3 protein-coding genes are annotated in these 3,312 nt (G+C 73.9%); all 3 read left to right on the top strand.

All coding sequences use genetic code 11. The annotated features are described in order from the left end of the window. Positions 1–852: asparagine synthase-related protein (locus ADK55_RS12240; RefSeq protein ID WP_234350015.1), on the top strand; the 852-nt coding region annotated here is incomplete at its 5' end. Next, positions 849–1,568 (top strand): lasso peptide biosynthesis B2 protein, encoded by a 720-nt coding sequence (locus ADK55_RS36295; protein ID WP_053677963.1) that lies wholly within the window; start codon positions 849–851, stop codon positions 1,566–1,568. The genes ADK55_RS12240 and ADK55_RS36295, both read left to right, overlap by 4 nt. 45 nt (positions 1,569–1,613) lie before the next feature. Beyond that, positions 1,614–3,312 (top strand): ATP-binding cassette domain-containing protein (locus ADK55_RS38510; RefSeq protein WP_053677961.1); only part of this gene is annotated, 1,699 nt, incomplete at its 3' end.

Below are 3,312 nucleotides of genomic sequence, written 5' to 3'. Positions count from 1 at the left end.
GGTGGCGACAACGTCCTCGACGCGTTTCCCTCCCCGGCCGACCGCTACCGATCCGGCGCCCGCGCCGCGGCGCTTCGCGACGCCCACAAGCTCGCTCGGGACCGCCGGAGCTCCGCCCACCCCGTCCTGCGCGCCGTCACGGCCGCCGGACGCCGCACCCACCCCAAGGCGCTGGCCGACCTTGCCGACACCGTCCTCGCAGCCCCCGCCCCGCCAGGGCTCCCCGACGCCGCCGACGTGGCCCGTTGGGGCGGCCGCCTGTCCACCGACCGGGGGCTCACCCCGGGGGGCCGCGCCGCACTGGCCGGCTTCATCGGCGCTCGCGCGCAGAGTGCCGACCCCACCATCGGGCCCGGGGCCTTGCGTGAACGCCTTGCCCTGGAAGCAACGGGCAGCGAGCACGCCAACCTCGACACCGTCACCCGCACCCTGTGGGGCCTGCCGATGCACGCTCCCTTCCTCGACACCCGAATCGTTGACATCTGCCATGCCGTCCCCGCCTGGGAGCGGCGCCGTCCGGGCGACTTCAAACCCCTGGCTCGGGCCGCCCTCACCGGCCTGGTCCACGCCCCGGTCCTCGCACGCCGTACGAAGACCGCGTTCACCGGCATCTATGACGGCCTTCGCGTCAACGCCCCCGCCCTGCGTGGACTGCTCACCGGATCGACGCTGGCCGAATCAGGTCTCATCGACACGAGCGCCGTCCTGTCCTCCCTGGACCGGACGATCCACGGCTCCCCGGCCGACCTGGTGAGCCTGCACACCCTGGTCGCCATAGAGGTGTGGCTGATGAACCGCCCATCCTTCGACGACTGGTGGGAGCCGGCACCAATCCGGGAGACAAACCGATGACCTCGCCCCGCCTTCACGCCGCCCGCGGTCCCGCCGGCGCGGCCGTCCTCGACCTGGCGACCGGCCGATGGCACGTCCTCGACCCCATCGCCGCCGCCCTTTTCGACCTACCGGCGGACGCGATGGAACGGGCCGCCGCGATCGAGAAGGCAACCGCCCGCTGGGCCGCGACCGGCGCCGACCCCGACCGGGTCCGGGCCGATCTGACCCGCGTCGCCGCAGACCTCGACCACCTCCGCGCCGGACGCCCCGTTCACCACATGCCGCCCGACCCGCCCCCGACGGTCCGCTTCGCCCCAACCGGCCGCCCCTTCTTGCGAGGCCGGGCCGCCGCCGTGATCGGCCTGGCCGCCGCCCTGCTGCTCCTGCGGTACCTGCCGATCCGGCACGTAGTCGCCGTCGCCCGCGCCGCGACCCGCCTGCCCGGTCGCCCCGCCCGCGTGCGGGACGCCGAAGCCGTCCTCGCCGCTGTCCGAGCAGCGGGGACATGGTGGCCCGGCCGCGTCGCCTGCCTGGAAGAGTCCCTCGCCGTCCACTTGGCCGCCGCGCTCACCGGCCACTCGGTCCGGTGGGTCCTGGGGGCCCGGTTCAAGCCGCACGGCGCCCACGCCTGGATCGTCGCCGACGGACACGTGATCGGGCAGGACGAGAATGACCGCGTCTGGCCCTATCTGTCCGTGCTCACCACCGGGCGATTCGAACAGGTGGTGGAGTAGGGGTGCCGGCGTAACCACCCGTATGGGTGAAGCGTTGCGGGAGATGTGACAGACACACAACCCCGCCCCCTGACCACGCCAAATCCCCGCACGCCCCTCGGGGAGCGGTTCGGGAACCGCTTCCGCCGCCGCCGCCGGCGGCCGGCGCCCGAACCCCTCCCCGCGTGGACGCTCGGCAGCGAACGCCACGAGGACCGCAGCGACGGCCTGCTCACGATGATCCGCACCCTGCCCCGCCTGATGCGGATCACCCTGTCCCTGGCCTGGCACGCCGACCGCACCGCCCTGCTGCGCCTGGTCACACTCCAACTCGCCGTCGGCGCACTCACCGCCGTGGCCCTGCACCTGACCCGGATCGCACTCGCCGCGCTGTTCGCCGCAGGCGCCCCGCTGGAACGCCTCGACCGCGCCGAACTCGCCCTGCTGGCCCTGGCCGCCGTCGCGGCGGCCCGCTCCCTGGCCTCCGCCGCGACCGTCGCGACGACCGCCCGCCTGGGCCCCCGCGTCGACGGCCACGCCGAAATCGCCTATCTCGACGCCGCCACCCGCGTCCCCCTCGCCGCCTACGACAACACCGCCTGGTGCGACCACGGCGAGGCCGCCAACCGCGCCGCCAAGGACGCCCACACCATCGTCGAATCCCTCGTCACCCTCACCGGCGCCGCGCTCGGCATCGCCGCCGCCGCCGGCATCCTGACCACCCTCGACCCGCTGCTACTGCCCCTGCTGCTCCTCGCGGTCCTGCCCCGGGCCTGGGCCGCAGCGCACGCCGCCCGGGCCGCCCACCGCGCCGACCGGCACGCCGTCGGCGACCGCCGGACCCGACACATCCTCATGTACCTCGCCGCCGGGCGCAGCACCGCCCTCGACGTCCGAGCCGGCACCATGCGGCCTTGGCTTCTGGACCAGTACCGGACCGTCAGCCGCCGCCTGGAGAACCACACCGCCCGCATCGGCGCCGACACCACCCGCCGTCAGCTCGCAGGCGACACCCTCGCCGGTGTTGCCACCCTCCTCGTCTACGGCGCGCTGCTGTGGCTGGCCGTCCACGGCCGGATCCCCACCGCGGACGCCGCGACCGCGCTCATCGCCGTCCAGACCAGCCGGGCACTGCTGACCGGCATGGCCACCGGCCTGACCACCACCTACCGCATGGGCCTCTACCTGGAGGACTGGGCAGACTTCCTCACCGACGCCAAGGCCCGCACCACCCTCCCGGCCGCCCCCGTTGCGGTTCCCGCGAACCCCGCGGTCATCCGCGCCGACCGCGTCACCTTCACGTACGAGGGCGCGTCCGCCCCCGTCCTCACCGACATCTCCCTGACCGTCCGACGGGGGGAGATCCTCGCCATCGTCGGCCACAACGGCGCCGGCAAGTCCACACTGGCCAAGCTCCTGGCCGGTCTCTATACCCCTACCGGCGGCGCCGTCACCTGGGACACCACCGACCTCACCACCGTCGACCCCGACGAACTCTTCTCCCGCCTAGCGATGCTGCCCCAGGACATTGCCCGCTGGCAGGCCACCATCCGAGAGAACATCACTCTCGGCCAAGGAGACCAGAGCGACCACCATGTTCTGGCCGCCGCCCGTGCCGGGGGCGCCACCGAGGTCATCGACTCACTGCCCGACGGACTCGACACCCACATCCGTCCCTCACAGTCCGGCGGCAGGGACCTCTCCGGCGGCCAATGGCAGCGGATCGCAGCGGCCCGCGCCTACGCCCGAAAGAACGCACCCCTGC

The sequence above is a fragment of the Streptomyces sp. WM4235 genome (assembly GCF_001279725.1).
Lineage (GTDB): Bacteria > Actinomycetota > Actinomycetes > Streptomycetales > Streptomycetaceae > Streptomyces.
Note: the sequence above shows the minus strand (reverse complement) of the source record. Positions and strands in the feature narration are given on the sequence as shown.